At 64.8% G+C, this 23,166-nt stretch carries 22 protein-coding genes; 13 read left to right on the top strand and 9 right to left on the bottom strand.

Going from position 1 to position 23,166, the window contains the following annotated elements:
• Positions 1–268 precede the first annotated feature (268 nt).
• The 3 genes from DIE13_RS31210 to acs all read right to left on the bottom strand — a co-directional run bounded on the left by DIE13_RS31210 (position 269) and on the right by acs (position 4,697).
• The gene (locus DIE13_RS31210; protein ID WP_124830841.1) at positions 269–2,284 is read right to left on the bottom strand and encodes a sodium:solute symporter family protein; all 2,016 of its coding nucleotides are present in this window, start codon (positions 2,282–2,284) and stop codon (positions 269–271) included.
• Between the two features lie 3 nt (positions 2,285–2,287).
• The gene (locus DIE13_RS31205) at positions 2,288–2,638 is read right to left on the bottom strand and encodes a DUF4212 domain-containing protein (RefSeq protein ID WP_124830840.1); all 351 of its coding nucleotides are present in this window, start codon (positions 2,636–2,638) and stop codon (positions 2,288–2,290) included.
• A gap of 76 nt (positions 2,639–2,714) precedes the next feature.
• Entirely contained in the window at positions 2,715–4,697 is a 1,983-nt protein-coding gene (gene acs, locus DIE13_RS31200) for an acetate--CoA ligase (RefSeq protein ID WP_124830839.1), read from the bottom strand.
• 347 nt (positions 4,698–5,044) lie between these two features.
• Here acs and DIE13_RS31190 point away from each other — a divergent pair, with 347 nt between their 5' ends.
• From DIE13_RS31190 to DIE13_RS31150, 9 genes are all read left to right on the top strand, one after another.
• Positions 5,045–5,962, top strand: a complete 918-nt coding sequence (locus tag DIE13_RS31190) for a DMT family transporter (protein ID WP_124830838.1) — start codon at positions 5,045–5,047, stop codon at positions 5,960–5,962.
• Between the two features lie 114 nt (positions 5,963–6,076).
• The gene (locus DIE13_RS31185) at positions 6,077–6,658 is read left to right on the top strand and encodes a TIGR00645 family protein (RefSeq protein ID WP_098555299.1); all 582 of its coding nucleotides are present in this window, start codon (positions 6,077–6,079) and stop codon (positions 6,656–6,658) included.
• 43 nt (positions 6,659–6,701) lie between these two features.
• Entirely contained in the window at positions 6,702–8,225 is a 1,524-nt protein-coding gene (locus DIE13_RS31180) for a fumarate hydratase (protein WP_011657442.1), read from the top strand.
• Between the two features lie 193 nt (positions 8,226–8,418).
• Entirely contained in the window at positions 8,419–8,895 is a 477-nt protein-coding gene (gene bfr / locus DIE13_RS31175) for a bacterioferritin (protein WP_011352652.1), read from the top strand.
• Positions 8,896–8,932: 37 nt separating this feature from the next.
• Positions 8,933–9,796 carry a glutamate racemase gene (gene murI, locus DIE13_RS31170; RefSeq protein WP_390680709.1) on the top strand — a complete coding sequence of 288 codons (864 nt, stop codon included), beginning with the start codon at positions 8,933–8,935 and terminating at the stop codon, positions 9,794–9,796.
• 150 nt (positions 9,797–9,946) lie between these two features.
• Entirely contained in the window at positions 9,947–10,183 is a 237-nt protein-coding gene (locus tag DIE13_RS31165) for a bacterioferritin-associated ferredoxin (protein WP_011885486.1), read from the top strand.
• A gap of 218 nt (positions 10,184–10,401) precedes the next feature.
• A complete protein-coding gene (locus DIE13_RS31160; protein WP_124830836.1) occupies positions 10,402–11,130 on the top strand; it encodes an energy transducer TonB in 729 nt (242 codons plus the stop codon).
• A 36-nt stretch (positions 11,131–11,166) separates the two neighbouring features.
• Positions 11,167–11,898 (top strand): MotA/TolQ/ExbB proton channel family protein, encoded by a 732-nt coding sequence (locus tag DIE13_RS31155; RefSeq protein WP_124830835.1) that lies wholly within the window; start codon positions 11,167–11,169, stop codon positions 11,896–11,898.
• A 12-nt stretch (positions 11,899–11,910) separates the two neighbouring features.
• Positions 11,911–12,339, top strand: a complete 429-nt coding sequence (locus DIE13_RS31150; RefSeq protein WP_124830834.1) for a biopolymer transporter ExbD — start codon at positions 11,911–11,913, stop codon at positions 12,337–12,339.
• Positions 12,340–12,735: 396 nt separating this feature from the next.
• On the opposite strand, the gene DIE13_RS31145 is transcribed toward DIE13_RS31150, so the two are convergent.
• Entirely contained in the window at positions 12,736–13,713 is a 978-nt protein-coding gene (locus DIE13_RS31145) for a LysR family transcriptional regulator (RefSeq protein ID WP_124830833.1), read from the bottom strand.
• Positions 13,714–13,835: 122 nt separating this feature from the next.
• Here DIE13_RS31145 and DIE13_RS31140 point away from each other — a divergent pair, with 122 nt between their 5' ends.
• From DIE13_RS31140 to hemP, 3 genes are all read left to right on the top strand, one after another.
• On the top strand, positions 13,836–14,708 hold the full coding sequence (locus DIE13_RS31140; RefSeq protein ID WP_124830832.1) for a pirin family protein: 873 nt from the start codon (positions 13,836–13,838) through the stop codon (positions 14,706–14,708).
• 98 nt (positions 14,709–14,806) lie between these two features.
• Positions 14,807–15,289: an SRPBCC family protein gene (locus DIE13_RS31135; protein WP_121859184.1), complete on the top strand. Its 483-nt coding sequence runs from the start codon at positions 14,807–14,809 to the stop codon at positions 15,287–15,289.
• Positions 15,290–15,427: 138 nt separating this feature from the next.
• Positions 15,428–15,673 (top strand): hemin uptake protein HemP, encoded by a 246-nt coding sequence (hemP, locus tag DIE13_RS31130; protein WP_096508968.1) that lies wholly within the window; start codon positions 15,428–15,430, stop codon positions 15,671–15,673.
• Positions 15,674–15,995: 322 nt separating this feature from the next.
• Here hemP and DIE13_RS31120 read toward each other — a convergent pair whose 3' ends face one another.
• The 5 genes from DIE13_RS31120 to uvrB all read right to left on the bottom strand — a co-directional run bounded on the left by DIE13_RS31120 (position 15,996) and on the right by uvrB (position 21,540).
• Entirely contained in the window at positions 15,996–17,393 is a 1,398-nt protein-coding gene (locus DIE13_RS31120) for a 4Fe-4S binding protein (protein WP_124830830.1), read from the bottom strand.
• Positions 17,390–18,232 carry an FTR1 family protein gene (locus DIE13_RS31115; RefSeq protein WP_124830829.1) on the bottom strand — a complete coding sequence of 281 codons (843 nt, stop codon included), beginning with the start codon at positions 18,230–18,232 and terminating at the stop codon, positions 17,390–17,392. The genes DIE13_RS31120 and DIE13_RS31115 overlap by 4 nt, the downstream gene beginning before the upstream one ends.
• Positions 18,233–18,290: 58 nt before the next feature.
• Positions 18,291–18,623, bottom strand: a complete 333-nt coding sequence (locus tag DIE13_RS31110; protein WP_124830828.1) for a cupredoxin domain-containing protein — start codon at positions 18,621–18,623, stop codon at positions 18,291–18,293.
• A gap of 55 nt (positions 18,624–18,678) precedes the next feature.
• Complete coding sequence (locus DIE13_RS31105) at positions 18,679–19,230, bottom strand: iron transporter (RefSeq protein WP_124830827.1); 552 nt, start codon at positions 19,228–19,230, stop codon at positions 18,679–18,681.
• 219 nt (positions 19,231–19,449) lie between these two features.
• On the bottom strand, positions 19,450–21,540 hold the full coding sequence (gene uvrB / locus DIE13_RS31100; RefSeq protein ID WP_124830826.1) for an excinuclease ABC subunit UvrB: 2,091 nt from the start codon (positions 21,538–21,540) through the stop codon (positions 19,450–19,452).
• A 249-nt stretch (positions 21,541–21,789) separates the two neighbouring features.
• Here uvrB and DIE13_RS31090 point away from each other — a divergent pair, with 249 nt between their 5' ends.
• A complete protein-coding gene (locus tag DIE13_RS31090) occupies positions 21,790–22,989 on the top strand; it encodes an amino acid aminotransferase (RefSeq protein WP_124830825.1) in 1,200 nt (399 codons plus the stop codon).
• The last annotated feature ends 177 nt before the right edge of the window (positions 22,990–23,166 follow it).

Here is a 23,166-nt window from a genome sequence, read left to right as displayed (position 1 = left end):
GCACTGAACTACCTTGCGCCGTCAGAGTTTGCGGCGAAACATCGGGCAACCGCGGATGCTCCTGCCGCTTTCCAGGAGCTGGTTTAAAGGGACTTTGCTAGAAGCCCATTGGCCCGATTGAAGGGGGCAGGTCAATTACCCTCGAAAAAACGAGGCGAAAGCGTCGTTATGAGGCAACCAGAATTCAAATGCCCGCGCCAGCGGGCATTTTCGTTATGGGCAAGCCTCCGTCCCCGAACCACAGGCCAAGTTGGCGCCCGCCACCCCCTCACGGATGCCGGATGTAATCCACCAACGCCCGCGTATATTCATCCGGCGGCCGATCGAGCAAGCTCACCGCAATCGCCACCGCGAACCCGGCCGGCACGCCGAACACGCCCGAACTGATCGGCTCGATCCCGAACCACGTGCGCCCGGCAAATCCAGTGAGTTGCGTGAAGTACGGATACGTCGACACGATGTAGTACACGCACACCGCGAGCCCCGTCACCATCCCGGCGATCGCGCCGCGCGTCGTCGTCCGTTTCCAGAACACCCCGAGCACCAGCACCGGAAAGAAACTCGACGCCGCGAGTGAAAACGCCGCCCCCACCAGAAACAGAATCTTCCCCGTATTGAGCGACGCGACATACGACGCGAACAGCGCGACACCGAGCAGCAGCACCTTCGAGATCGTCACGCGTCGCTGGCTCGACGCATGCGGCGCGACCATGCAGTAATAGACGTCGTGCGACAACGCATTCGCGATCGTCAGCAACAACCCGTCAGCGGTCGACAACGCAGCCGCCAGCGCACCGGCCGCGATCAACCCCGACACGACATATGGCAACCCCGCGATCTCCGGCGCGGCCAGCACGACCATGTCCGGCTGCATCTGGATTTCCGACCAGTGCACGATGCCGTCGCGAATCACCTCGACGACACTGATCAGGTCGGGTTCGAAGTGATGCCACTGTGTGACCCACGCCGGCAATTCGGCGATCGGCTGCCCGACGAGGTTCGCAAGAATCTCGTACTTGATCATCACCGCGAGCACCGGCACGCTCAGATAGAACAGCGCGATGAAGAACAGCGTCCACCCGACCGAGCGACGCGCGGACGCCACCGACGTCGTCGTGTTGTAGCGCGTCAGGATGTGCGGCAGGCTCGCAGTGCCGAGCGACAGGCACAACAGCAGCGCGAGGAAATTCCGCTCGCGCGGCTTGCGTTCGTCGTCGTTCGCGGCGGGAAACGGCTCGTGCATCGGCACCGGAGGCTCGGCGCGCGCAAGCAGGTCGTCGCGCGCCTGTGTCCACGCGACGCGCGCCGCCGTCGGGTCACGCGGAAAATCGGCCAGCTCGCGCTCGCGCTGATTGATCTCGCGCAGCGGACCGTTGTGGCGCCGCAGGTCGGCAAGCTGGTCGACGAGTTGCCGGCGCGCATCCGCATACGATGCCGGCAAGCGGTCGAGCTGCGTCTGGATGACTGCGGCCTGCCGCCGATACGCATCGCGCACCTGCTGCTCCTCCGCCGCGTCGCGCACCTGCGCCTCGCGCGCCGCCACCCGCTCCATCAGCTTGCCGTAATTGAACTGCGGCACGGGCCCGAGCCCGTTCTTCATCGCGATCAGCGACACCGGTATCAGGATCGCGCTGATCAGGATGATGTACTGCGCGACCTGCGTCCACGTGACCGCGCGCATCCCGCCGAGAAACGAGCACACGAGAATGCCTGCGAGCCCGCAAAAGATCCCGATCGCGAAATCGACACCGATGAAGCGCGTCGCGATCAGCCCGATCCCCTGGATCTGCGCGACCAGATAGACGAACGAGCACAGGATCGCCGCGCCGGCCGCGAGCGCGCGCACCGCGGTGCTCGAAAAGCGCGTGCCGAGAAAATCGGGAATCGTGTAGCGCGCGAGCTTGCGCACATACGGCGCAAGCAAAAACGCGACGAGGCAAAAGCCGCCGGTCCAGCCCATCACGTAGGCGAGCGCATCGTAGCCGGTGGCGTAAAGCGAGCCGGCTAGCCCGATGAACGACGCCGCCGAGAGCCAGTCGGCCGCCGTCGCCATCCCGTTGAACGCGGACGGCACGCGCCGCCCGGCCACGTAGTATTCGACGAGATCGGACGTGCGCGACAACAGCCCGATCACCGCATACACGGCGATCGGCACGAACAGGAACACGTAGCCGATCCACACGCCGGAGCCGGTCGCGCGCTCGATCCGCCACAGCAGCGCGATGAAGCCGAGAAAGCCGAGCGTGTAGAGCGCGTACGCGCGTATCAGTCGATGCGTCAGCATGGCTCAGCGGGCATTGTGCGCATCGCTCGCGTGCATGGCATGGTCGTCGTACGCGCGGCGCAGCATGCGATCGGCGCGCTGCATCAGGCCGATGTAGACGACGATCAGCACGAGATACACGAGAATCGCGCCTTGCGCGCCGACGTAGAACGGCAGGCTGAAACCGGCGAAGCGAATGCCCGCGAGCGCGGGCGCGAAGAACGGCACGACGAACGACACCGTAAAGCCGATCGCCATCAGCACCGCTATCAGCGCGACGTTGAAGCGCCAATAGCGCGCATGGGCACGCGCAAGCGGCTCGGGAACGGGCGGCGGCACGGCGCGCGCCGGACGCGGACGGGACGAAACGGTCATGCCGTTATTTAGCAAAAAGCCCCTGCGCGGGCAATCGGGATTGCCGCGCAGGGGCTCGTACGCGCAACTCGCGCGATCAGCGCACTTCCGCGAGCTGGTCGAGGATCGCCGGGTTCTCGAGCGTGGAGGTGTCCTGCGTGATCGCCTCGCCCTTCGCGAGCGAGCGCAGCAGGCGCCGCATGATCTTGCCCGAGCGCGTCTTCGGCAGGTTGTCGCCGAAGCGGATGTCCTTCGGCTTCGCGATCGGCCCGATCTGCTTGCCGACCCAGTCGCGCAGCGTCTTCGCGAGCGCCGCGGCCTCCTCGCCCTCCGGACGCGAACGCTTGAGCACCACGAACGCGACCACCGCCTCGCCCGTCGTGTCGTCCGGGCGGCCGACCACCGCCGCTTCGGCAACCAGCTCGTGCGAGACCAGCGCCGACTCGATCTCCATCGTGCCGAGCCGGTGGCCCGACACGTTCAGCACGTCGTCGATCCGGCCCATGATCGTGAAGTAGCCGGTGTCCTTGTCGCGCACGGTGCCGTCGCCGGCCAGGTACAGCCGCCCGCCGAGTTCCTCGGGGTAGTAGCTCTTCCTGAAGCGCTCCGGGTCGCCCCAGATCGTGCGGATCATCGCCGGCCACGGACGCTTGACCACGAGAATGCCGCCCTGCCCGTTCGGCACGTCCTGGCCCGTCTCGTCGACCACCGCCGCCATGATGCCCGGCAGCGGCAGCGTGCACGAACCCGGCACCGTCGGCGTCGCGCCCGGCAGCGGCGTGATCATGTGGCCGCCGGTTTCGGTCTGCCACCACGTGTCGACGATCGGGCAGCGCTCCTGGCCGACATGCTTGTGGTACCACATCCACGCTTCCGGATTGATCGGCTCGCCGACCGTGCCGATGATGCGCAGGCTCGACAGGTCGTAGCTCTTCGGGTGGACCTTGTCGTCGGCCTCGGCGGCCTTGATCAGCGAACGGATCGCCGTCGGCGCGGTGTAGAACACGGTGACCTTGTGGTCGCCGATCATCTTCCAGAAGCGGCCGGCGTCCGGCCAGGTCGGCACACCCTCGAACACCACCTGCGTGCCGCCGCACGCGAGCGGGCCGTACGTGATGTATGTGTGGCCGGTGACCCAGCCGATGTCGGCCGTGCACCAGAACACGTCGTCGGGTTTCCAGTCGAAGGTCCACTTCATCGTCTGCGCGGCCCACAGCAGGTAGCCGCCCGTGCTGTGCTGCACGCCTTTCGGCTTGCCGGTCGAGCCCGACGTATAGAGGATGAACAGCGGATGCTCGGCGCCGACCCATTCCGGCGCGCACGTGTCGGACTCGGCGTCCGCCAGCTCATGCATCCACAGGTCGCGCCCGGCATGCCAGTCGATCTTGCCGCCGGTGCGTCGATAGACGATCACGCTCTTGACGGCTTCGCAGCCGCCCATCGCGACGGCTTCATCGGCGATGCTCTTGAGCGGCAGCGTCTTGCCGCCGCGCGCCTGCTCGTCGGCGGTGACGAGCGCGACGGCGCCGACGTCGACGAGCCGCTCGTTCAGCGATTTCGCGGAGAAGCCGCCGAACACGACCGAGTGCGTCGCGCCGATGCGCGCACAGGCCTGCATCGCGACGATGCCTTCGATCGACATCGGCATGTAGATGACGACGCGGTCGCCCTTGGCGATCCCGCGTTTCTTCAGCGCATTGGCGAAGCGCGACACGCGTGCGAGGAGTTCGGCATAAGTGACGCGCGTGACGGTGCCGTCGTCGGCCTCGAAGATCACCGCGACGCGCTGGCCGTTGCCGGCTTCGACGTGGCGGTCGAGGCAGTTGTACGACGCGTTGAGCTCGCCGTCGTCGAACCACTTGTAGAAGGGCGCGTCGCTCTCGTCGAGCACCTTGGTGAACGGCGTGTGCCAGCTGAGGCCCTCGCGTGCGAGACGCGCCCAGAAGCCTTCGTAATCGCGCTCGGCTTCGGCGGCCAGCGCCCGGTAGGCCGGCATGCCGGAAATGGTCGCCGCCTTCTCGAGCGCCTCGGGCGGCGCAAACTGGCGGGTTTCGTGAAGAACCGATTCAATCGCAGACATCGACTACCCCTTGGTGAACATGAATCCTCTGCATGGCGGCGCGATCGTGCGCGCCGCGCGTCTTGGCCGGCGCATGCGCGCCGCTGTCTCCCACTCACCCGCGCGCGGCCCGAAGGCTGCGCGCGATGCTGCGCCGCACCACGTCACGAGACGGTGGACGTACGGCCCGGCGGTTTCCACGATAAGCGCCTGAACTTACCCGTCACTTACGCGACCGCGCCGTTTCGCACACCGCGCCGCGCCGCTTTACGGTCAGCCGCTTTACGGTCAGCCGCTTTACAGTCAGCTTTACGCTGTTACAACCGCGACTCTACAATCCTAACTGAACTCGCCTCCCGGATTCCAGCTTGAATCGCTACGCTCTCTTCCTCATCCTGTCGATGCTGTTCGTCGGCAGCAACGTCGGTATCGGTAAATCCATCGTCGTCTTCGTCCCGGTCGCCATCCTCGCCACGCTGCGCTTCGTGATCGCGATCGCCGTGCTGTGGCCGCTGTTCAGCCCGGTGAAGATGCGGGCGGTCCGGCGCGCGGAATGGCTGAACCTGTTCCTGCAGGCGTTCTTCGGCACCTTCATGTTCACGCTGCTGATGCTCAACGGCGTGCAGCACACCAGTGCGGTCGCGGCCGGCGTGATCACGAGCACGATCCCGGCCATCGTCGCGCTGTTCGCGTGGCTGATCCTGCGTGAAAAACCGAACGGCCGTGCGCTCGTGTCGATCGCACTCGCGATCGCGGGCGTCGTGACGATCAACCTTGCCAGCAATGGCGCGGGCAGCGCATCCGCGCACGGCAACGGCGGCACATCGTCCAGTTCGCTGACCGGCAACCTGCTGATCCTGGGCGCCGTGTGCTGCGAATCGATCTACGTAATCCTGTCGCGCCGTCTCACGCAGACGCTCGCGCCGATCGACATCTGTGCGTACACGCACCTGTTCGGCCTGCTGCTGATGCTGCCGCTCGGCGCGACGGCGCTGTGGCATTTCGATTACGCGAGCGTGCCGGCCGGCACCTGGGCCCTGGTGGTCTGGTACGGGCTGTCGGCCAGCATCTTCTCGTTCTGGCTGTGGATGAAGGGGATCCGCCACGTGCCGGGCAGTCTCGCCGGCGTGTTCAGCGCGGTGCTGCCGATCGCGGCAGCCGCGTATGGCATCGCGTTCCTCGGCGAGCGCCCGACGCTCGCGCACGGCATCGCGCTCGCGTGCGTCGTCGCCGGCATCGGGCTTGCCAGCCTGCGCGGCAAGCGCGTGCCGGCGGCCGCCGCCTGATCCGTCCCCCGCAGTACCGGCGCGTCGCTGCAGTCGCGCCGGCCGACGCGTTACAATAGCGCGCCTTTTCGAGATTACCCCCCGATACCTGCGCACCGCACCCGCACCTCAATCATGTCCGCCCCGCATTTGCCCGGCCCCGCCCGTCGTCCGCTGCGCCCGCTGCCCGCGCTGATCTTCATGAGCCGCTGGCTCCAGGTTCCGCTTTATCTGGGCCTGATCGTCGCGCAAGCCGTCTACGTCTTCCTGTTCCTGAAAGAAGTCTGGCACCTGCTGTCGCACGCGAGCGGCCTCGACGAAGTCAGCGTGATGCTCGCGGTGCTCGGCCTGATCGACGTCGTGATGATCTCGAACCTGCTGATCATGGTGATCGTTGGCGGCTACGAAACGTTCGTGTCGCGTCTCGGCATCGACGGCCATCCCGACGAGCCCGAGTGGCTCGACCATGTGAACGCGGGCGTGCTGAAGGTCAAGCTGTCGATGGCGCTCATCAGCATTTCGTCGATCCACCTGCTGAAGACCTTCATCAACCCGGATCAGCACACGACGCACGCGATCATGTGGCAGGTGATCATCCACGTGTCGTTCCTCGTGTCGGCGCTCGTGATGGCGTGGGTCGACCGCCTGACGACGCACACGCACCCGGCCCATTTCCACGAGACGCATGCGCCAGCGGCGTCCCGACCTGCGGCCTGACCCGCCGCAACGCATTCCCCACAAGCCCCACAGAGTCTCAGCCATGACCGTCATCAAACAGGAAGACCTGATCCAGAGCATCGCGGATTCGCTGCAGTACATCAGCTACTACCATCCGCTCGACTACATCCAGGCACTCGGCCGCGCGTACGAGCTGGAAGAGAGCCCGGCCGCGAAGGACGCGATCGCGCAGATCCTCACGAACAGCCGCATGTGCGCGGAAGGCCGCCGCCCGATCTGCCAGGACACCGGCATCGTCACGATCTTCGTGAAGGTCGGCATGGACGTGCGCTGGGACGGCGCGACGATGGGCCTCACCGACATGATCAACGAAGGCGTGCGCCGCGGCTACACGCACCCGGACAACGTGCTGCGCGCATCGATCGTCAATCCGCCGGAAGGCGCGCGCAAGAACACGAAGGACAACACGCCGGCCGTGATCCACTACGAGATCGTGCCCGGCGACAAGGTCGACGTGCAGGTCGCGGCGAAGGGCGGCGGCTCGGAGAACAAGTCGAAGTTCGTGATGCTCAACCCGTCCGACTCGATCGTCGACTGGGTGCTGAAGACGGTCCCGACGATGGGCGCGGGCTGGTGCCCGCCCGGCATGCTCGGGATCGGCATCGGCGGCACCGCTGAAAAGGCGATGCTGATGGCGAAGGAATCGCTGATGGAGCCGATCGACATCCAGGAAATCATCGCGCGCGGCCCGAAGGACTGGGTCGAGGAACTGCGCGTCGAGCTGCACGAGAAAGTCAACGCGCTGGGCATCGGCGCGCAGGGCCTCGGCGGCCTCGCAACCGTGCTCGACGTGAAGATCATGGCTGCCCCGACGCACGCGGCGTCGAAGCCGGTCGCGCTGATCCCGAACTGCGCGGCAACGCGCCACGCGCACTTCGTGCTCGACGGCTCGGGCCCCGCGAAGCTCGAAGCGCCGTCGCTCGACGCATGGCCGAAGGTCCAGTGGGAACCGAACACGGAAACGAGCAAGCGCGTCGACCTGAACACGCTGACGCCGGAAGAAGTCGCGAGCTGGGCCCCGGGCCAGACGCTGCTGCTGTCGGGCAAGATGCTCACGGGCCGCGACGCTGCGCACAAGCGCATCGCCGACATGCTTGCGAAGGGTGAGAAGCTGCCGGTCGACTTCACCAACCGCGTGATCTACTACGTCGGCCCGGTCGACCCGGTGCGCGACGAAGTGGTCGGCCCGGCAGGCCCGACGACGGCAACGCGGATGGACAAGTTCACCGAGACGATGCTCGCCCAGACAGGCCTGATCTCGATGGTCGGCAAGGCGGAACGCGGCCCGGTCGCGATCGACGCGATCAAGAAGCACAAGGCTGCATACCTGATGGCGGTCGGCGGCGCGGCATACCTCGTGTCGAAGGCGATCCGCGGCGCGAAGGTGCTCGCATTCGAAGACCTCGGCATGGAAGCGATCTACGAATTCGACGTGCAGGACATGCCGGTGACGGTGGCCGTCGATTCGTCGGGCACGTCGGTGCACCAGACCGGTCCGAAGGAGTGGCAGGCAAAGATCGGCAAGATCCCGGTCGCAACCGCTTAAGCGCGATCGAACTCAAGGCCGGACGGAAGTCCGGCCTTTTTACTTCTCATTCTCATTATTGCGCTCGGCCCATTATTCACGGCTGATTCTCATTACACGCAAAAGGCAGGCCCGACAAGGCTTTGAGGCTTGGCTTTTCTCGTTCGAGCGATTATCGTTCGGTTTCTGAAGCCCCACTGAACAAGGAACAGCCATGCAAGGCGACAAGAAAGTCATCGAATATCTGAACGCCCAACTGAAGAACGAACTCACGGCGATCAACCAGTACTTCCTGCATGCGCGCATGTACAAGCACTGGGGCCTCGAGAAGCTCGGCAAGCACGAATACGACGAATCGATCGGCGAAATGAAGCACGCCGACTGGCTGATCGAGCGTGTGTTCATGCTCGACGGCCTGCCGAACCTGCAGGACCTGCACAAGCTGCTCGTCGGCGAGGAAACCGAAGAGATCCTGAAGTGCGACCTGAAGCTCGAGCAGATTTCGCAGTCCACCTGCAAGGAAGCCATCGCCTACTGCGAATCGGTGCGTGACTACGTGTCGCGCGAGATCTTCGAAAAGATCCTCGACGACACCGAAGAGCACATCGACTGGCTGGAAACGCAAATCGACCTGATCGGCAAGGTCGGCCTGCAGAACTACCAGCAAACGATGATGGGCTCGCCCGAGTAAGCGCGGTAACCGCCACGATCGCCACCGCGCCGCCCAGATGACGATGACGAACCAGCCAGCCGCTTCCGGGGTCCGCCCCGCAGCCCCCGTCGGTATCTTCGACTCGGGGCTCGGCGGCCTGTCGGTGCTGCGCGCCGTGCGCGCGCACCTGCCCGGCGAGTCGTTCATCTACGTCGCCGATTCGCAGCATGCGCCGTACGGGCCGCGCGACGAGGCATTCATTACGGAACGTACGCTGGCGATCGGCGAGTGGCTCGCCCGCGAAGGCGCGAAAGCCCTCGTCATTGCATGCAACACCGCAACGGCGCGGGCGATCGCGGCCATCCGCGAATGCCTGTCGATACCGCTCGTCGGTGTCGAGCCGGGCATCAAACCGGCCGCCGCGCTGTCGTCGACCGGCGTCGCGGGCGTTCTCGCCACGCAATCGACACTGAACAGCCCGCGCTTCCAGGCGTTGCTCGACCGCTACGGCGCCGGCCGCCGCTTCATCTGCCAACCCGGCCACGGGCTCGTCGAAGCGATCGAACGCGGCGACACCGACTCGCCCGCGTTGCGCGCGTTGCTTACGCGTTACCTGCAGCCGATGCTCGACGACGGTGCCGATACGCTGGTACTCGGTTGCACGCACTACCCGTTCTTCACCGAAACGATCCGCAACCTTGTTGGCGACCGCCTGACGATCGTCGACACGAGCGACGCCATCGCCCGCCAGCTCACGCGCGTTCTCGACGAACGCGGCCTGCGCGCGCCGGCCGGCACGCGTGCCGCGCCGCCGCGCTTCTGCTCGACCAGCGATGGCCTGCAACTGCGCGCGCTCGCGTCGACGCTGCTCGGCCTCGATGCGCCGGTCGAATCCGTTACCATTTCCTCGCCGAACGCGCGCGCCTGCGCGACCGCCTGACGCGGGCCGGCACGCCGCCGGTACGCCCTCTCCCGCCGCACCTTCCGTTTCAAGGGTCCGATGACCTTAAAAAAAGCCCGCCTCAGGCTTGTCAACACCCTCAAATTTAATGATAATAATTCGCATTAACGTTAGCTATCGCAACTCATCATGATCGTCTGCGTGTGCAAGTCTGTTTCCGATCGCAAGATTCGCGCGTCCCTCGCCGAAGGCGTCAGCTCTTTCGATGAGCTCCAGTTCGAGCTTGGCGTGGCCACGTGCTGCGGCAAGTGCGAGGAGTCCGTACGCGACCTCATGGCCGAGCAAGGTGTCTGCGCGAGCCGGTGCGGTGTCGAGCACCACGCTCATCCGATCCCAGTGACGTTCTACGACCGCAAGGCCGCCTGAGCGGCGCGGGGCCTACGCATGCGGCCCCGGCCGCAATTTTTGTTTCGACCGTCAGCAAGCCACCATCCGCGCGAGCCAACGGCTTACCTGCCAAGGAGCCTGTCATGGAATTGCTGATCGGATTTGTGACCACCGTTTGCATCTCGCTGCTGATTTTCCGCAAGTGATGCCGATTCACCCGTCGCCCCCCGGGTGCGGCGTCGTTCTTTCAAGCTAACATGCAGGCTTCGCAATCCGCTCCTGCCGGCGTCTTGCCGGCTGCTCCACGTATGAATCCCCGGGTCATCGCTGTCGCGGTCGGTGTGCTGGCCGCACACGCGATCATGCTGACGGCCGCGTGGCTCCATCGCAACGCGCCACCGCCGAAGGAAGTCGCGGTACAGTCGATCACCGCGCAACTCATTCCGCCGGCGCCGGCTGCCCAGCCGGTGGCGGTCCAGTCGGCCGCCCAGCAGCCTGCGCCGCCCAAGCCCACGCCTCGCGTGAAGCCGAAGGTCGAGCCCAAGCCGGTGCAGAAAGCCATCCCGACACCTCGGCCGGTTGCGCAGGCACCGTCGCCGACGCCCGCGCCGGCAGCCGTCGATCCGACACCGGCCCCCGCCGCACCAGCTCCTGCTGCGCCGGCTGCGGCACCCGGCCCGGCTCGCGAGACGATGCAGGTCGGCGCACCGAAGAACGTATCGGCGCTCACCTGCAATTTCGTGAAACCCGCCTATCCGTCGATGTCGAAGCGACGCGGCGAAACGGGCACGGCTTATGTTCACTTCATCATTGGCGTGACGGGCAAGATCGAAAGCGTCCAGTTGCAGAAGAGCAGCGGCTACCCGCGCCTCGACGAAGCCGCACTCGAGGCGACGCGCGCCAGCACGTGCCCGCCGTACATCGAGAACGGGCAAGCGATCCGCGCCGCCCATACGCTGCCCTTCAACTTCACGCTCGACGACTAACCCGTCATATTCGGTAGATTCAAAGGAAACAAGAAAATGCAAAGCTACGGTATCGCGCACGTCTGGGCGCAAGGTGATTTCGTCACGCGCGCCATTGCGATCACGCTGCTCGTGATGTCGGTCCTGTCGTGGATCGTGATCATCGTCAAGGGCTGGAACGTGGTTCGCCTGAACCGTCTCACGAAGAATGCCGAACAGGCCTTCTGGCATTCGGACAATTTCGACGACGGCATCAAGAAGCTCGGCCTCACCGCATCGACGCCGAGCGAGAACCCGTTCCTCGCGCTCGCGCTGTCGGGCAAGGAAGCCGCCGATCACCACCATCAGACGCAACCGCACCTGCACGACCGCATGGACGTGTCGGACTGGGTCACGCGCTGCCTGAAGGACACGATGGACGAAGGCATCTCGCGCATGCAGGCCGGCCTCGCGATTCTCGCATCGATCGGCAGCACGGCGCCGTTCGTCGGCCTGTTCGGCACGGTCTGGGGCATCTATCACGCGCTGCTCGCGATCGGCGCAACCGGCCAGACGTCGATCGACCAGGTCGCGGGCCCGGTCGGCGAATCGCTGATCATGACGGCCTTCGGCCTGTTCGTCGCGATTCCCGCGGTGCTCGGCTACAACGCACTGACCCGCGCCAACAAGGGTGTAGTCAGCAAGCTGCGCCGCTTCGCACACGGCCTGCACGCGTACTTCGTGACGGGCGCGAGCCTCGCGTCGTCGTCGACCCGCGACGGCCTGCGTCTCGCGACGCGCGCCAGCTGAGCGGGGTGAACCATGGCAATGAACACCGGTTTCAGCGACGATGACGACGATGGCGTGATGAGCGAGATCAACATGACGCCGCTCGTCGACGTCATGCTCGTACTCCTGATCATTTTCCTCGTGACGATCCCGGCGATGCAGCACGCGGTAAAGATCGACCTGCCGCATGCAAGCAGTCAACCCGTCGATGAGAAGCCGCAAACGGTCGACGTCGCGATCGAAGGCAATGGCACGCTCCTGTGGAACGACGAGACGGTCACGCGCGAACAACTGCAGGCACACATTGCGGAAGCGGCAAAGCATCAGCCGCAACCGGAGTTGCACCTGCGTGCAGACCGCAAGGTTGCATATGAGCGCGTCGCCGAAGTGATGTCGGATGCGCAGGCCGGCGGCCTGACGAAACTCGGCTTCGTGACGGAGCCGACCGCGAAGACGAAGTAACGCACGCGCATTGCGCGCGTCGTTGGTAGCGTCTCGCCAGCCTCACCTCGCCGGCCACACCTCGCCGGCCACACACAAAGTAAAAGGCCTTCATCGCCAGATGAAGGCCTTTTTTCATGCGCACGCGGGCGCCTTCGGGCGGCGGGCTCTTCGGCGGTATCGGTTGCGCCTCGAGCAACGCAAATGCGACTACCGTGGTCTGCACGGATTGCGCGTTCTGCCCTATCTGGCTCGCAATATATGCGGCCACCTGATTCCGCTCAGAACTTCCTTCACGAAATGGGATTTCAATATAGGCTCGCGCGTGCGCGCATTCAAGGCCCCGCCGATTGAAACTTGCGATTGCAGACGGCGCTTCAATGACAAAACAAATTTGCCACGACGCGCATTTTCCATTCAGGTGGACGAAGCATCGGCCGCCGCCGCTTCCTTCTTCGCGCGCTCGGGACACCCCGGCTGCTTGTATTCGCCATGGTCGAGCTTCTCGACCAGATAGTCGACGAACGCACGCACGGCCGGCGGCATCCCCTGCCGCGAGACGAACACTGCGTAGAGCTGCGGCACCGGCAGCGTCCAGCCCGGCATCACCGGCGACAACTGGCCCGCGCGCAATGCATTGCCGTACATCATCTCGGGCAGCGCCGCGATGCCAAGCCCGTCCAGCACCGCTTCACGGATCGTCATCAGGTCGGCCGTCACGAGGCGCGGATCGTGCTCGTGCAAATGACGCGTGCCGTCCGGTGCGATCAGGTTGAACACGTGCCGCCCGTCGACGCTCGGCGTATCGAGCGTCTCGAAGTGCGCCAGATCGTCCGGCACCAGCGGCGGCGCGTTCTGGTTCAGCAGGCTCGGCGCACCGACCAGCATCTGCTCGGTGCGCCACAGTGGCCGCACGACGATGTTCGCGTTCTGCGGCGGCTCCGAGCGCACGCGCAACGCGACGTCGATCGAATCCTCGAACAGGTCGATCACGCGATTCGTCACACGAATGTGCACCTTCACCTCGGGATAGCGGTGCAGGAATTCAGGGAGGAGGCGCGACAGCATCGTCTGCGACAGCGTGACCGGAACGCTGACGCGCACCGAACCGCGCGGCGACGCGCGCAGTTGCTGCACGGCGTTCATCGCGGCCCGGGCTTCGGCGAGCATCGCCTGGCAATGCTGGTAGAACAGTTCCCCCGCCTCGGTCAGCGCAAGCTTGCGCGTCGAGCGCTGCAGCAGGCGCACGCCGAGCGCCGCCTCGAGTTCGGTCAGGCGCCGCGACAGGCGCGATTTCGAGATACCCAGCACGCGCTCGGCTGCCGAGAAACCGCCGTGCTCGACGACCTGCGAAAAGTACATGAGGTCGTTCAGGTTGTGTGCATCGATGTTCATGTCATCGTTCCAATTTCAGAACAATCCATTGCGAAGCGCCGCAAATCGGACGGTAAAACGCCCAATATAATAGCGCTATGTTTCAAAAATAACGCTATTCCGACGATAACGAGGGCTTCTGCATGACGACCGCTCGCTCGCTTGACCGCACGTACCCCGCACTTCGCACGACCGAAGGCGGCGGCTTCGTGGTTCACCGTCCGTTTCCGACCCGGCTGCTGATGGATTTCGATCCGTTCCTGCTGCTCGATGAAATGGGTCCCGTCGACTATGCGCCCGGCGAAGCCAAGGGCGCGCCCGACCATCCGCATCGCGGCTTCGAGACCGTGACGTACGTGCTCGACGGGCGCTTTCGCCATCGCGACTCGGCCGGCCATGCCGGCACGCTCGGGCCCGGCGACGTGCAGTGGATGACCGCCGGCGCCGGCGTCGTGCACAGCGAGATGCCGGATCCGGCATTCGCGCAGGCAGGCGGACGCTCGCACGGCTTCCAGCTGTGGGTCAACCTGCCGCGCCGCGACAAGCTGATCGCGCCGCGCTACCAGGAGATTTCGGCCGACCGCATCCCGAGCGCCACGTCGCCGGACGGTCGTGCGCACGTCCGCGTGATCGCCGGCGAGGCATTCGGCGTACGTGCGGCGATCGAGACGCGCACGCCGATCCTCTACCAGCATTTCACGCTGCAACCGGGCGCATCGGTCTCCCAGCCGGTGCCGGCGGGCTATCGCGTGTTCGCCTATCCGCTCGATGGAGCGGGCCGTTACGGGCCCGACAGACAGCTTGTCGACGCACGGCACATGGTGGTCTACGGCGATGACGGCGACGCAGTGACGTTCGAAGCCGGCGACACGCCGCTCGACCTGCTGCTGATCGGCGGCGTGCCGCTCAACGAGCCGATCGTCCGCTACGGGCCGTTCGTGATGAATACCGAGGAAGAGATCCGGCAAGCCGTCGTCGACTACCAGACCGGCCGCATGGGAAGTATCGAGGCGTGACGCCCGATCGGGACGCAGGTGCCGCGAAATGACTCGTTTTGCGTCACAATGAGTTCTTGAACCATGTGGCTGTCCGCCACCAGAAGGAACCCGTCCCCTTGAACTTCGAACATCTGATCCAGATCAACTCCGACGATCCGGCCGTGCCGTCCCTCACCCGCGAGCAGCTCTGGGAAGGCCTCGTGCTGCGCGCCGAACAGCCGCAGCTGTTCGTGATCGGCCTCGACAGCTGTGTCGTCCACGAACGAACGGACACGACGCTCGAACGCGAGCTGCATTATGGCCATGCGACCGTGCGCGATCGCGTGACGTTCACGCCGAACCAGCAAGTGCGCTACGACATCCACGCAGCGGGCGGCGAAATCGGTGGCTCTCTGACGATGACGATCGAGGAGCGCGACGACCATGAGCTGTTCCTGCGCTTCGAATACCGCACGACGCTGACCGTTACGGACGACAGCGAGGAAGCGCGCCAGACGCACGGCATCGTCAAGGAAGCGTATCGCACGTCGGACATCGACACCGTGCGCCTGATCCGTGAATACGCGCAGGGCCGCAAGGACCCGGATCCGCTGCACTGACGCGCCGGGCGGTCTATGGGCCGCCCCTTTGATACAGGCTATCGGGTTGACCACTTCGATCGATAAAGAGTTTTTGTAAATGGGAATAGTTATCATTTAGAATTCATTCCATCGTATCGACAGTCACCGATCAACCGAATGACCGACACCACGCGCCCGACCACGCTGACCTTGCGCCGCCCGACCGGCACCGCAGGCGGCAACCGTCAAAAGACGGCAGCGGTCACGACGCCGGCGAAGCCGGCCGCAAGCCGCGATGCAGGCACACGGGTCGTCAGCAGCGATGCGCTGCTGCAGGGCCACAGCCACATCAGCATCGCGCACAACGGGGAGACTTATCAGCTGCGCGCCACGCGGCTCGGCAAGCTGATCCTGACGAAGTAACGACAGAGTATTGTGGGGACCACCTCCCTGAGAGGTGTTGGGCAGTAGCCAGCGTAACGGCTTGCACGCGAGATCTAGACCCCTTCGTGCAAACACACTCAAGCAGCCGTTGCAGCAAGCCAAGCCATTTTTTTGGTTCTCGCACAAGGAAGAAAAAAAGCGACACGTCGAAGGACGTGTCGCTTTTTTATTTGGGCGGCCGGACGCGGAAAGAACAAGTATCCGGCCCACCCGCCCCGCTGTTCGAGCGCTTCGGAGCCGATAACGGAACCTCGTCCACCGGGTTGCGAAGCGCAACGGCCGCGAAGCCGTCGATGCTGCGTCAGAAACCCCAGAACATCAGCCACCACGCACTGTCGACGACGGCGAGGCCGGCCGCAAAACATGCGAATGCAGCCAATCGGCGCGGCCACGCCGCATAGCGCCCCGTCACCTTCCATGCGAGCCAGGCGCTCCATGCATTGGCACCGGCCAGAATCGCGATGCGCACGTCCGACGCCCAACCGAGCGGCACGTGCTCGGCCCGCAGCAGCGACAGCGTCGTCGCCGACAGTCCGAGGAACACGCCCGCGCCGGCGATCGGGATCAATGCCTGTGCGAGATGATGGAGACGCACGCGATCGAAGCGGCCGAGCATCAGCGTCGCGCCGGCCAGCAGCACGAGCAGCGCGGTGCCGTACACGAGCCCCGTCCCGACGATGTAGCTGACGATCAGGCCGCCGTCGAGCCACGAAAACACGTCGTTACGATCCGGGTAATGCGTGAGCAGGAACCACGGTGCATTGGTCTCGAGCGGCCACGTGATGTCGCGGTCGATCAGCCAGCCCGCGAGCCATTGCTTGATCTGCACGAACCACGGGCTGACGGTCCAGTGAAATGCACCGATCGCGACACCGAGCAGGCCGTACAGGATCAGTGCCGTGTCCCACGGATTCGCCTGCTGCGCGCCGAGGTTCACGACTTCATCGGACGGCGAGCGCAACGACAGCGAGATCGCATCGCGATGCCCGCTGCAGCGGCCGCACATATGGCACGACGCCGCGCCCTTCATGCTGCGCAACGGCACGAGCGGCGCGCAGTTGATCGGAATCACGCGATGGCCATGTTCGCCGTTCTTGTACGAGCGGCGCCACGCCTCCTCGTCAACCTTGTAGCGCATCGGCGCGAGCCGCGACAGCAGCCCGAACACGCCGTTGACCGGGCACAGATACTTGCACCACACGCGCTTCTCGCGTCCGTACAGCAAGCCGATCACGATCGCGCCGACGGTCGAGCCGCCGAGCACGAACAGTACCGCGAGCGGGTACTGGTACACGCTGACCATCTGTCCGTAGATCGTCGTGAGCCCGAACGCGACGAACGGCCAGCCGCCCCACCGCATCCAGCGCGGAATCGCGCCGCCGCGGCCGAACTTGCTCGCATATTCGGTCAGTGCGCCTTCCGGGCACAGCACGCCGCACCAGACGCGGCCGAGCATCACCATCGACAGCAGCACGAACGGCCACCAGATGCCCCAGAACACGAACTGCGCAATCAGCGTGAGATTGCTCCACAGATGCGCGGAATCGTCCGGCAGCGGCAACACTGCCGGTACGATGATCAGGAACGCGTAGACGCCGACGACGACCCACTGGATGCCGCGGATCACCGCGCCGTGGCGCTGCATCCACTGGCCGGCCTGTGCGAGCCAGCCCGGCTTGGCTGCGGCGACAACGCTCATGCCGTGCGACCCGCGGTAACGGCCGGACGGCGGCTTGCGCACTTCATCAGCAGCCACACGACCGCCCAGTACACCGCATACGCGATCAGGTTGGTCAACGCCGGATGTGTGCGATAGCCCGTCAGCGTGGCAACGAGCGAGCCGAACGTGCTCGAATCATCGAGGATCCCGGACGTGTCCCACACCTGCGAAATGCCGAGCGGCAGGATTTCCTTGTCGATCAGCTTGTCGACACCCGTCTGGAACAGGCCCGCGCCCAGGAACAACAGCATGATTTCGGTCACGCGGAAGAAATGCCGCCACGAGAAGTACTTGCCGCCAAGTTGCAGCAAATAGAACGTGAGGAACGCGAGGCCCAGACCGATCACGACCGCGAGCATCTGGCTGCCGTCCACGTGCCCTGACTGGCCGAACCCGAGACCGTACAGGAAGATCACCGTCTCGCTGCCTTCGCGGGCGATCGCGAGAGCGACCAGCACCCCCACGCCCCACCAGTTCGAATCGCGCGTGCTCTGCTGCAGCGAGTGCTCCATGTCGCGCTTGAGCGTGCGGCCGTGCCGGCGCATCCACAGCACCATCTGCACGATCAGCACGCACGCGATCAACACCATCGCGGTCTGGAAATAGTCCTGCGCGTCGCCGGACAGCACTTCGGTAAAGCCGACGAGCGCGGCGCCAAGGCCGACGGCCATCAGCAAGCCGGCCGCGACACCGGTCCACAGATACGGCAGACCGCGACGCGCATCGTCGTCGCCGTTCTTCAGCCATGCATAGAGGATGCCGACGACGAGCAGCGCTTCGACGCTCTCCCGCCAGACGATGAACAAGATCTGACCCATTGAATCCTCCTGACGTGCGAGGCAAGGCACTCGTGCGCCCGCATGCAGATAAAACGCGTTACTTCGCGACGATCACGCCCTGCGCCTGCTGGTGGAAATCGTCGAAAAACTTGTATTCGCCCGGCGACAGCGGAGCGACGACCACGAACGAATCGGCGCCCGGCGCAAGCACCTTCTCCTTGCGCAACTGCACGCTCTCGAATTCGGCGGCACCCTTGCCGGTATTCTTGATCTCGATCTTGAAGCGCTGACCAGCCGGCACTTCGATGCGGGCGGGATTCAGCTTGCCGTCCGTCATCTCGAGCTTGAACGTCGGCAGATCGGCGGCATGCACCGCGCCGGCGAGCCACAGCGCGGCGGCTGCGACAGCGATTTTCTGGGGATATTTCATTCTGGGTTCTCTACGCCGACGGCGCGCCAAGGCGCGCCGTCCGTGATTCCACCGATCAGTACCCGCCCTTCTTGCCGATGCCGGCGAACGGGAAATCGTATTCGAGGGTGATGGGCTTGAACCACGGGCCCACGCCCGTTTCCTTGTCGACATGGCGGCCAAACGCCATGTGGCCCGACTGCATCGGCGGCTTGACGGTCATTGTCAGGTGGTACTTGCCGGGGCCTGCCAGCTTCACGTTGTCGCCATAGTGCGGACCGTCGCTCGCCACCATCGGCATCAGGTCCCCTTCAGCCTTCCACTTCGTGTCGCCCTGCTTCGTCAGCTTGTACGTGACTTGCAGGTACGGCATCCAGTCGCCTTCCGCGAAACCCGTCGGGTTGTTCTTGACCGCGTGGATATCGGCCTCGAGGTGAACGTCGGAATCGGACGCCTTGCGCATCATCCCTTCCGGATCCATCGTGATCGGCTGCAGGTACACCGCGCCGATTTCCATGCCGCCCTGGATCTGCTGCTTGCCGATCGGATATTCGGCAGCCGAAGCCGACATCGCGGCAAGCGCCGCCGCTACCGCAACCGACGTGCGGATGAACGAAGAACCCAACATGGACACTCCTTGTTATTTGTCTGACGACCCGCGCGCCGCCCTCCCGGACGCCGCGCTGAAAACACTAACGCAACGAAGAACGTTAATGCGAACTATTCTCAATACTTGGAAAGTTTAGCACCGAACGGCCTCCGGAACAAACGGGACCCCGCGTAAACCCCTGATCCCACAAGGCTTATAACGCCGTTACCGAGAGGCCTCAGTGACGTTTGGAAAGATTTACCGGCCGCCGCTGACGTGGTCGCCCACGTTCGCGCCAAATACGCGTTCGCGCAGCAGCGCGAGCTGGTCGCGGGTGGCCGCAGCCTTCTCGAACTCCAGGTTCTTCGCGTAATCGGCCATCTGCTTTTCGAGGCGCTTGATTTCCTTCGCGATCTGCTTTTCCGACATGTCCTCGAACTTCGCGCGCTGTTGCGCCTCCTTCAGCTCCGCACGCGCGTCGTCGGCGTTGTAGACGCCGTCGATGATGTCCTTGATGCGCTTCACCACGCCGCGCGGCGTGATCCCCATCTTCTCGTTGTGCGCGATCTGCTTCGCACGACGCCGCTCGGTCTCGCCGATCGCACGCTTCATCGATTCGGTCATCGTGTCGGCATAGAGAATCGCCTTGCCGTTCACGTTCCGCGCGGCGCGGCCTATCGTCTGGATCAGCGAGCGCTCGGCGCGCAGGAAGCCTTCCTTGTCCGCATCGAGAATCGCGACCAGCGACACCTCGGGAATGTCGAGGCCCTCGCGCAGCAGGTTGATCCCGACCAGCACGTCGAACGTGCCGAGCCGCAGGTCGCGAATGATCTCGACCCGCTCAACCGTGTCGATGTCGCTGTGCAGGTAGCGCACCTTGACGCCGTGATCGGCCAGGAACTCGGTGAGTTGCTCCGCCATCCGCTTCGTCAGCACGGTGATCAGTACGCGCTCGCCGGCATTCACGCGCGCGTTGATCTCGGTCAGCACGTCATCGACCTGCGAACTGGCTGGCCGCACTTCGATTTCCGGATCGACGAGCCCGGTCGGCCGCACCACCTGCTCGGCGATCTGCCCCGTCACGCGCTGTTCGTAGTCGGCCGGCGTCGCCGACACGAACACCACCTGGCGCATCTTGCGCTCGAACTCCGGGAACTTGAGCGGCCGGTTGTCCAGCGCGGACGGCAGCCGGAAGCCGTAATTGACGAGGTTCTCCTTGCGCGCGCGGTCGCCGTTGTACATCCCGTTCAACTGGCCGATCAGCACGTGCGATTCGTCGAGCAGCATCAGCGCGTCGGGCGGCAGATAGTCGACGAGGGTCGGCGGCGGCTCGCCGGGTGCGGCGCCGGAGAAATGCCGCGAATAGTTCTCGATGCCCTTGCAGAAGCCGAGCTCCTGCAGCATCTCGAGGTCGAAGCGCGTACGCTGCTCGAGGCGCTGCGCCTCAACGAGCTTGCCGTCGCGGTGGAAGAATTCGAGGCGCTCGCGCAATTCGTCCTTGATCGTCTCGACCGCACGCATCACGGTGTCGCGCGGCGTCACGTAGTGCGACGACGGATAGACGGTGAAGCGCGGAATCGTCTGCCGCACGCGCCCGGTCAGCGGATCGAACAATTGCAGCGTCTCGACCTCGTCGTCGAACAGTTCGACGCGCACGGCCATCTCCGCGTGTTCGGCCGGGAAGATGTCGATCGTGTCGCCGCGCACGCGGAACGTCCCGCGCTGGAAGTCCTGTTCGTTGCGCGAGTACTGCATCGCGATCAGCCGCGCGATCACGTCGCGCTGGCCGAGCTTGTCGCCCGTGCGCAGCGTCAGGATCATCTGGTGGTACTCGGACGGATTGCCGATACCGTAGATCGCCGACACCGTCGCGACGATCACCACGTCGCGGCGCTCCATCAGGCTCTTCGTCGCCGACAGCCGCATCTGCTCGATGTGCTCGTTGATCGACGAGTCCTTCTCGATGAACAGGTCGCGCTGCGGCACGTACGCTTCCGGCTGGTAATAGTCGTAGTACGAGACGAAGTACTCGACCGCGTTGCGCGGGAAGAACTCGCGGAATTCCGCGTAGAGCTGCGCCGCGAGCGTCTTGTTCGGCGCGAACACGATCGCCGGGCGGCCGAGCCGCGCGATCGTGTTGGCCATCGTGAAGGTCTTGCCCGAGCCCGTCACGCCGAGCAGCGTCTGGAAGGCAAGGCCGTCGCCGACGCCTTCGACGAGCGTTTCGATCGCGGTCGGCTGGTCGCCTGCAGGCGGATACGGTTGATACAGCTGGAATGGCGACCCTTCGAAGGTCACGAATTTCGATTCGTCGAGCGCGTCGCCGACTTCGGCGTGATGTTCGGACATGGAGTGCGGCCAGAGCGAGGGCAAAAAAACTATTCTAGCGCTTCGCGGCAGGACGGACCGCTGACGACTCCTGACGCATGGCCGTCGCCCGAAATCGCGATTTGCCGCGCAATCGCCGCCCCGGCCATCGTGAATTCGCTACAATATCAGGCTGCTGCGCTTTCCGGCGCCGTGCCGTTGGCGCGCGGTCCGCTGCGCCCGTCCCGCCGGCTGAAAGCCTGACCCTCTTTTCACTACTGCCGAATCATCATGTCGCTCTTCTCCGCTGTCCAGCTTGCTCCCCGCGACCCGATCCTGGGCCTGAACGAAGCTTTCAACGCCGATGCGCGTCCGACCAAGGTCAACCTCGGCGTCGGCGTGTACACGAACGAAGAAGGCAAGATCCCGCTGCTGCGCGCCGTTCGCGAAGCGGAGAAGGCACGTGTCGACGCCGGCCTGCCGCGCGGCTACCTGCCGATCGACGGGATCGCCGCCTACGATGCAGCCGTGCAGAAGCTGCTGCTCGGCAACGATTCGCCGCTGATCTCCGCAGGCCGCGTGGTCACGGCGCAGGCACTGGGCGGCACGGGCGCGCTGAAGATCGGCGCCGATTTCCTGCGCACCGTGAACCAGAACGCGAAGGTCGCGATCAGCGATCCGAGCTGGGAAAACCACCGCGCACTGTTCGAAGCGGCCGGCTTCGAAGTCGTCGCCTACCCGTATTACGACGCTGCCACCAACGGCGTGAACTTCGAAGGCATGCTGTCGGCACTGAACGGCTACGCAGCCGGCACGATCGTCGTGCTGCACGCGTGCTGCCACAACCCGACCGGCGTGGACCTGACCGAAGCGCAATGGCAGCAAGTCGTCGACGTCGTGAAGGCACGCAACCTCGTGCCGTTCCTCGACATGGCCTATCAGGGCTTCGGCGAGAACATCGAGGCTGATGCCGCTGCCGTGCGCCTGTTTGCCGCGGCCGACCTGAATGCGTTCGTGTCGTCGTCGTTCTCGAAGTCGTTCTCGCTGTATGGCGAACGCGTTGGCGCGCTGTCGATCATCACGTCGAGCAAGGAAGAGGCGACGCGTGTGCTGTCGCAACTGAAGCGCGTGATCCGCACGAACTACTCGAACCCGCCGACCCACGGTGGCGCAGTCGTCGCAGCAGTGCTGGCATCGCCGGAACTGCACGCTTCGTGGGTGCAGGAACTCGGCGAAATGCGCGACCGTATCCGCGCGATGCGCAACGGCCTCGTCGAGCGCCTGAAGGCGAGCGGCGTCGATCGCGACTTCAGCTTCATCAACGCGCAGCGCGGGATGTTCTCGTATTCGGGCCTGACCTCGGCGCAAGTCGATCGCCTGCGCGAAGAATTCGGCATCTACGCAGTCGGCACGGGCCGCATCTGCGTCGCAGCGCTGAACACGCGCAACCTCGACGCAGTCGCCAATGCCGTCGCAGCGGTGCTGAAGTAAATCGGCATCGAAAGGCGGCAGCCGTCACCAGGCCGCCCCGCCGAAATGAAAAACGCGCTCCCCGGAGCGCGTTTTTTATGCCGGCCTGCTTGCCGGCATTCGTTACTGCATGAACCAGCCGTGGCTGACGACGAACGACTGGCCGGTGAGCGCGGCGCTCGGGAAGGCCGACAGGAA

It is taken from the genome of Burkholderia sp. Bp9016 (assembly GCF_003857765.1).
Lineage (GTDB): Bacteria > Pseudomonadota > Gammaproteobacteria > Burkholderiales > Burkholderiaceae > Burkholderia.
The sequence above is the reverse complement of the archived record's forward strand: the minus strand, read 5'-3'. Positions and strand labels throughout refer to the sequence as shown.